General features: G+C 65.2%; 1 protein-coding gene. It reads right to left on the minus strand.

What is annotated here, in order from left to right; all coding sequences use genetic code 11:
- On the minus strand, positions 1-7844 hold a 7844-nt coding region (locus H663_RS40625), incomplete at its 3' end, for a hypothetical protein (RefSeq protein WP_116695962.1).
- Positions 7845-8088 lie beyond the last annotated feature (244 nt).

Consider the following 8088-nt stretch of genomic DNA (forward strand, 5'->3'; position numbering starts at 1 on the left):
GCTTGCTTGGCTTCCACGTCTGCCAGTTCTGAAGGCGTTGCCGGATCGCTCAGAACGGCAACGGCGCTGTCCAACGCAGTCTTGGCCGCTGTTGCGTTTGCGGCAGCCGCACTGGCGGCAGTTGCTGCATTGGCGGCGACGGTGGCCAAGCTGGCTACTTTGGCGTCTGTCGCAATTTCGCTGGCGGTGGCCGCAGCAGTGGCGTCGGTGCCTGCTGCGCTTGCAGCTGTGGCAGCAGCGTTGGCAGTAGCCACGCTGACAGGTTCGGCTTCATTCGCGGCTGTGGCAGCTGCCTGAGCCGCGATCGCTGCGGCTGTCGCCGCTGCAGCTTTGGCAGCGGCATCAGCAGCGGCGGTCAATGCTGCGGCCTGTTTGGCTTCAACGTCTGCCAATTGAGCTGGCGTTGCCGGATCACTCATCGCTGCGACTGCGCTGTCCAGCGCAGTCTTGGCTGCAGTCGCTACTGCGGCAGCTGTGGTGGCGGCAGTCGCGGCATTGGCGGCGACTGTGGCCAGGTCAGAAACTTTGGCGTCTGTCGCTGTTTCGCTGGCCGTGGCCGATGTTGTGGCGTCGGTGCCCGCTGCGCTTGCAGCTGTGGCTGCGGCGTTGGCAATTGCCACGCTGGCAGGCACTGTTTCGTGAGCAGCTGCAGCTGCGGCTTGGGCTGCTGTCGCGGCAGCTGCTGCTGCGGCGGCTTTGGCAGCTGCATCGGCGGCGGCAGCGAGCGCTGCTGACTGCTTGGCTTCAACGTCGGTCAACTGTGCAGGGGTGACCGGATCACTCAGAGCCGAGACGGCGTTGTCCAAAGCCGTTTTTGCAGCAGTCGCTGCCACTTCAGCAGCTGTCGCGGCAGTCGCGGCACTGGCGGCTGCTATGGCCAAGCTGGCCACTTTGGCGTCTGTCGCAATTTCGCTGGCGGTGGCTGATGCTGTGGCGTCAGTGCCTGCTGCGTTTGCAGCTGTGGCAGCAGCGTTGGCGGTGGCTACGCTGGCAGGTTCGGCTTCATTCGCGGCTGTGGCAGCTGCCTGAGCTGCTGTCGCTGCGGCAGTCGCTGCGGCAGCTTTGACTGCTGCATCAGCGGCGGCTGTTGATGCGGCGGCCTGCTTGGCTTCGACGTCTGCCAATTGAGCTGGTGTTGCTGGATCGCTCAGAGCGGCGACGGCGTTGTCCAACGCTGTCTTGGCCGCTGTCGCTGTTGCAGCGGCTACTGTCGCGGCGCTTGCAGCACTGGCAGCGGCGGTGACCAAGTCAGCCACTTTGGCGTCCGTCGCGGTTTCACTGGCGGTGGCTGATGCGGTGGCGTCGGTGCCTGCTGCGTTTGCAGCTGTGGCGGCGGCATTGGCTGTTGCCACGCTGGATGGCGTTGCTTCACCAGCTGCTATGGCGGCAGCTTGTGCGGCTGTCGCAGCAGCTGTGGCTACTGAGGCGTTGGCGGCTGCATCAGCAGCGGCAGTCAGTGCAGCAACCTGCTTGGCTTCAACGTCTGCCAGTTCAGTTGGCGTTGCCGGATCGCTCAGAGCGGCGACGACGTTGTCCAACGCTGTCTTGGCTGCAGTCGCTGCTGCGGCAGCTGCACTGGCGGCAGTTGCGGCATTAGCAGCAGCTATGGCCAGGCTGGCCACTTTGGCGTCTGTTGCAGTTTCGCTGGCAGTGGCTGATGTGTTGGCGTCGGTGCCTGCTGCGCTTGCAGCGGTGGCAGCGGTGTTGGCAGTGGCTACGCTGGCAGGTTCAGATTCACCAGCCGCTGTGGCAACAGCTTGTGCAGCAGTTGCAGCAGCTGTCGCCACTGCAGCACTGGCAACCGCATCAGCAGCGGCAGCTTGCGCTGCGGCCTGCTTGGCTTCGACGTCTGCCAGTTCAGCGGGCGTTGCCGGATCACTCATCGCTGCAACTGCGCTGTCCAACGCTGTCTTGGCCGCTGTCGCTGCTGCGGCAGCCGTTGTGGCGGCAGTCGCGGCATTGGCGGCGACTGTGGCCAGGTCAGAAACTTTGGCGTCGGTTGCTGTTTCGCTGGCCGTGGCCGATGCGGTGGCGTCGCTGCCCGCTGCGCTTGCAGCGGCGCCAGCAGAGTTGGCTGTTGCAACGCTGAATGGAGCTGTCTCACCAGCCGCTATGGCTGCAGTTTGAGCTGCTGTTGCTGCTGCTGTTGCTGCCGCAGCTTTGGCTGCGGCGTCGGTTGCTGCAGCTTGCGCTGCGGCCTGCTTGGCTTCGACGGCTGCCAGTTCAGCTGGGGTTGCCGGATCACTCATCGCTGCAACTGCGCTGTCCAAGGCTGTCTTGGCCGCTGTTGCCGACGCGGCAGCCGTTGTGGCAGCAGTCGCGGCAATTGCGGCTGCTGCGGCAAAGCTCGCCACTTTGGCATCCGTCGCAGTTTCGCTGGCCGTGGCTGAAGTGGTGGCGTCGGTGCCCGCTGTACTTGCAGCGGTGGCAGCGGCGTTGGCACTAGCCACGCTGGCAGGCACTGTTTCACCCGCCGTTGTGGCTGCAGCTTGGGCTGCATTTGCAGCAGCGGTCGCCGCTTGGGCAGCAGCGCTTGCGTCAACTGCCGCAGCTTGGGCTGCGGCTTGCTTGGCTTCGATGTCCGTCAGTTCAGCGGGCGTTGCCGGACTGCTCATGGCTGCAACGGCACCGTCCAAAGCTGTCTTGGCCGCTGTTGCTGCAGCTGCAGCTGTTGTGGCGGCCGTCGCGGCATTGGCAGCCGCTGTAGCCAAGCTGGCCAATTGGCCGCCTGTTACGGCTTCACTGGCAGCAGCCGATGAGGCCGCAGCTGCACTGGCTGCGCTTGCAGCTGCGGCTGCTGCGTTGGCAATGGCAACGCTGGCAGGTTCGGCTTCATTCGCGGCTGTGGCTGCGGCTTGGGCTGCAGTCGCTGCGGCAGTCGCTGCTGAGGATTTGGCGGCTGCATCAGCGGCGGCTGTCAGTGCTGCAGTTTGCTTGGTTTCGACGTCTGCAATTTCAGCTGGCGTTGCCGGATCGCTCAGGGCTGCAACGGCGCTGTCCAGAGCGGCCTTCGCAGCTGTCGCTGCAGCTGCAGCCGTACTGGCGGCAGTCGCGGCACTGGCAGCAGCGGTGGCTAAGCTGGCCACTTTGGCGTCTGTCGCAGTTTCGCTGGCGGTGGCTGATGTGGTGGCGTCGGTGCCTGCTGCGCTTGCAGCTGTGGCAGCAGCGTTGGCAGTAGCCACGCTGACAGGTTCGGCTTCGTTCGCTGCTGAGGCTGCTGCCTGAGCGGCAGTCGCAGCAGCAGTCGCTGCTGTAGCTTTGGCTGAGGCATCAGCGGCAGCCGTCAGTGCTGCTGCTTGCTTGGCTTCGACGTCTGCAATTTCAGCTGGGGTTGCCGGATCACTGAGTCCAGCAACGGCGCTGTCCAAAGCCGTCTTGGCTGCAGTCGCTGCTGCGGCAGCTGTTGTGGCGGCTGTTGCGGCATGGGTGGCAGCGGCGGCCAGGCTGGCCACTTTGGCGTCGGTTGCCGTTTCGCTGGCCGTGGCTGATGCTGCGGCGTCGGTGCCTGCTGCGCTTGCAGCTGTGGCAGCAGCGTTGGCGGTGGCTACGCTGGCAGGTTCAGATTCACCGGCGGCGGTGGCTGCTGTTTGAGCTGCTGTCGCTGCGGCAGTCGCTGCGGCAGCTTTGGCTGCTGCGTCGGTTGCGGCAACTTGCGCTGCGGCCTGCTTGGCTTCGACGTCTGCCAGTTCAGCTGGCGTTGCTGGATCACTCATCGCTGCAACGGCGCTGTCCAGAGCGGCCTTCGCAGCTGTCGCTGCAGCAGCAGCCGTTGTCGCGGCAGTTGCGGCATTGGCAGCGACTGTGGCCAGGTCAGAAACCTTGGCGTCTGTCGCTGTTTCGCTGGCCGTGGCCGATGCACTGGCGTCAGCACTCGCTGCGCTTGCAGTTGTGGCAGCGGCGTTGGCAATTGCCACGCTGGCAGGTTCGGCTTCGTTCGCTGCTGAGGCTGCTGCCTGAGCGGCAGTCGCAGCGGCTGTTGCAGCTTGTGCTTTCGCTGCGGCATCAGCGGCAGCAGACTGCGCTGTGGCTTGCTTGGCTTCAACGTCTGCCAATTGCGCAGGCGTTGCAGGATCGCTCAATGCGGCAACGGCGCTGTCCAAAGCCGTCTTGGCTGCAGTCGCTGCTGCAGCAGCTGTTGTGGCGGCAGTCGCGGCACTGGCAGCAGCGGTGGCCAAGCTGGCCACTTTGGCGTCGGTTGCCGTTTCGCTGGCAGCAGCCGAAGTTGAGGCGTCGGTACCTGCTGCGCTTGCAGCTGTGGCGGCGGCGTTGGCAGTGGCCACGCTGACAGGCATCGTTTCGTTCGCCGCTGCAGCTGCGGCCTGGGCTGCTGTCGCTGCGGCAGTCGCTGCTGCAGCTTTGGCAGTCGCATCAGCGGCGGCAGTCAGTGCTGCTGCTTGCTTGGCTTCGACGTCTGCCAATTGCGCAGGCGTTGCAGGATCGCTCAATGCGGCAACGGCGCTGTCCAAAGCCGTCTTGGCTGCAGTCGCTGCTGCAGCAGCCGTTGTGGCGGCAGTCGCGGCACTGGCAGCAGCGATGGCCAGGCTGGCCACTTTGGCGTCGGTTGCTGTTTCGCTGGCCGTGGCCGATGCTGTGGCTGCAGTACCTGCGGCGCTTGCAGCTGTGGCGGCGGCGTTGGCAGTGGCTACGCTGGATGGAACTGTTTCCCCAGCCGCTGCAGCTGCGGCCTGGGCTGCTGTCGCTGCGGCAGTTGCTGCTGCAGCTTTGGCTGCCGCATCAACTGCAGCAGTCAATGCTGCAGCCTGCTTGGCTTCAACGTCTGCCAGTTCAGCTGGCGTTGCAGGATCGCTCAGAGCGGCGACGGCGTTGTCCAACACTGTCTTGGCTGCAGTCGCTGCTGCTGCAGCCGTTGTGGCGGCGGTTGCGGCATTGGCAGCAGCTATGGCCAGGCTGGCCACTTTGATGTCGGTCGCGGTTTCGCTGTCTGTGGCCGATGCACTGGCGTCCGTACTCGCTGCGCTTGCAGCGGTGGCAGCGGCGTTTGCACTAGCCACGCTGGCAGGCACTGTTTCACCCGCCGTTGTGGCTGCAGCTTGGGCTGCATTTGCAGCAGCGGTCGCCGCTTGGGCAGCAGCGCTTGCGTCAACTGCCGCAGCTTGGGCTGCGGCTTGCTTGGCTTCGATGTCCGTCAGTTCAGCGGGCGTTGCCGGACTGCTCATGGCTGCAACGGCACCGTCCAAAGCTGTCTTGGCCGCTGTTGCTGCAGCTGCAGCTGTTGTGGCGGCCGTCGCGGCATTGGCAGCCGCTGTAGCCAAGCTGGCCAATTGGCCGCCTGTTACGGCTTCACTGGCAGCAGCCGATGAGGCCGCAGCTGCACTGGCTGCGCTTGCAGCTGCGGCTGCTGCGTTGGCAATGGCAACGCTGGCAGGTTCGGCTTCATTCGCGGCTGTGGCTGCGGCTTGGGCTGCAGTCGCTGCGGCAGTCGCTGCTGAGGATTTGGCGGCTGCATCAGCGGCGGCTGTCAGTGCTGCAGTTTGCTTGGTTTCGACGTCTGCAATTTCAGCTGGGGTTGCCGGATCACTGAGTCCAGCGACGGCGTTGTCCAAGGCTGTCTTGGCTGCTGTCGCTGCTGCGGCAGCTGTTGTGGCGGCAGTCGCGGCACTGGCAGCGGCGGTGGCCAAGCTGGCCACTTTGGCGTCGGTTGCCGTTTCGCTGACGGTGGCTGATGTGGTGGCGTCGGTGCCTGCTGCGCTTGCAGCTGTGGCGGCAGCGTTGGCAGTGGCTACGCTGGATGGAACTGTTTCCCCAGCCGCTGCAGCTGCGGCCTGGGCTGCTGTCGCTGCGTCAGTCGCTGCTGAGGCTTTGGCAACCGCATCAGCAGCGGCAGCTTGCGCTGCGGCTTGCTTGGCTTCGACATCTGCCAGTTCAGCTGGCGTTGCAGGATCGCTCAGAGCGGCGACAGCGTTGTCCAGAGCGGCCTTCGCAGCTGTCGCTGCAGCTGCAGCCGTTGTGGCGGCAGTCGCGGCACTGGCAGCAGCGGTGGCTAGGCTGGCCACTTTGGCGTCGGTTGCCGTTTCGCTGGCCGTGGCCGATGCGGTGGCTGCAGTACCTGCTGCGCTTGCAGCTGTGGCGGCAGCGTTGGCAGTGGCTACGCTGGCAGGTTCGGCTTCGTTCGCTGCTGAGGCTGCTGCCTGAGCGGCTGTCGCAGCAGCAGTCGCTGCTGAGGCTTTGGCGGCTGCATCAGCGGCGGCAGTCAGTGCTGCAGCTTGCTTGGCTTCGACGTCTGCCAGTTCAGCTGGCGTTGCCGGATCACTCAGGGCTGCGACTGCGCTTTCCAAAGCTGTCTTGGCTGCAGTCGCTGCTGCGGCAGCCGTTGTGGCGGCAGTCGCGGCACTGGCAGCAGCGGTGGCCAGGCTGGCCACTTTGGCGTCGGTTGTCGTTTCGCTGGCGGTGGCTGATGTGGTGGCGTCGGTGCCTGCTGCGCTTGCAGCTGTGGCGGCAGCGTTGGCAGTGGCTACGCTGGCAGGTTCAGATTCACCAGCCGCTGTGGCGGCAGCTTGCGCAGCTGTTGCAGCAGCTGTCGCTGCTGAGGCTTTGGCTGCGGCGTCGGTTGCGGCAGCTTGCGCTGCAGTCTGCTTGGCTTCGACATCTGCCAGTTCAGCTGGAGTGGCGGGGCTGCTCAGTGCAGCGACAGCGTTGTCCAACGCTGTCTTGGCTGCAGTCGCTGCTGCTGCAGCAGTTGTGGCAGCAGTTGCGGCATTGTTGGCGGCGGTGGCCAACGCGGTGACTTTGGCATCCGTCGCAGTTTCGCTGGCAGCAGCCGAAGCTGAGGCGTCGGTGCCTGCTGCGCTTGCAGCGGCGGCTGCGGCGTTGGCTGTTGCAACGCTGGTTGGAGTTGTTTCACCAGCGGCTGTGGCGGCAGCTTGCGCAGCTGTCGCAGCAGCTGTGGCTGCTGAGGCTTTGGCTGCGGCGTCGGTTGCGGCAGCTTGCGCTGCAGCCTGCTTGGCCTCAACGTCTGCCAGTTCAGCTGGCGTTGCAGGATCGCTCAGAGCGGCGACAGCGTTGTCCAACGCTGTCTTGGCTGCAGTCGCTGATGCTGCAGCCGTTGTAGCGGCAGTTGCGGCATTGGCAGCAGCTGTGGCCAAGGTGGCCACTTTGCCGTCCGTAACAGTCTCGCTGGCAGCAGCCGAAGCTGAGGCGTCGGTACCTGCTGCGCTTGCAGCGGCGGCTGCGGCGTTGGCTGTTGCAACGCTGGATGGAGTTGCTTCACCAGCTGCTGTGGCGGCAGCTTGCGCAGCTGTTGCAGCAGCTGTCGCCGCTGCAGCTTTGGCTGCTGCGTCGGTTGCGGCAGCTTGCGCTGCAGCCTGCTTAGCTTCGACATCTGCCAGTTCAGCTGGAGTGGCGGGACTGCTCAGTGCAGCAACGGCGTTGTCCAGCGCAGTCTTGGCAGCTGTCGCTGCTGCTGCAGCAGTTGTGGCAGCAGTTGCGGCATTGTTGGCGGCGGTGGCCAAGGCGGCCACTTTGCCGTCCGTAACAGTTTCACTGGCAGCAGCCGAAGCTGAGGCGTCGGTGCCTGCTGCGCTTGCAGCAGCGGCTGCGGCGTTAGCTATTGCAACGCTGGTTGGAGTTGTTTCACCGGCGGCCGTGGCTGCTTCTTGTGCTGCTGTTGCAGCAGATGTCGCCGCTGCAGCTTTGGCTGCGGCGTCGGTTGCGGCAGCTTGCGCTGCAGTCTGCTTGGCTTCGACATCTGCCAGTTCAGCTGGAGTGGCGGGGCTGCTCAGTGCAGCAACGGCGCTTTCCAGCGCAGTCTTGGCCGCTGTTGCTGCTGCGGCGGCGGCACTAGCTGCTGTCGCAGCACTGGCAGCGGCGGTGGCCAAGCTGGCCACTTTGGCGTCGGTCGCTGTTTCGCTGGCGGTGGCTGATGTGGTGGCGTCGGTGCCTGCTGCGCTTGCAGTTGTGGCGGCGGCGTTGGCCAGTGGCTACGCTGGATGGAACTGTTTCACCGCCGCTGTGGCTGCAGCTTGCGCGGCTGTTGCAGCAGCTGTGGCCGCTGCAGCTTTGGCCGCCGCATCAGCGGCGGCAGCTTGCGCTGCGGCTTGCTTGGCTTCAACGTCTGTCAATTGCGAAGGC

It is taken from the genome of Limnohabitans planktonicus II-D5 (assembly GCF_001270065.2).
Taxonomy (GTDB): Bacteria; Pseudomonadota; Gammaproteobacteria; order Burkholderiales; family Burkholderiaceae_C; genus Limnohabitans_A; species Limnohabitans_A planktonicus.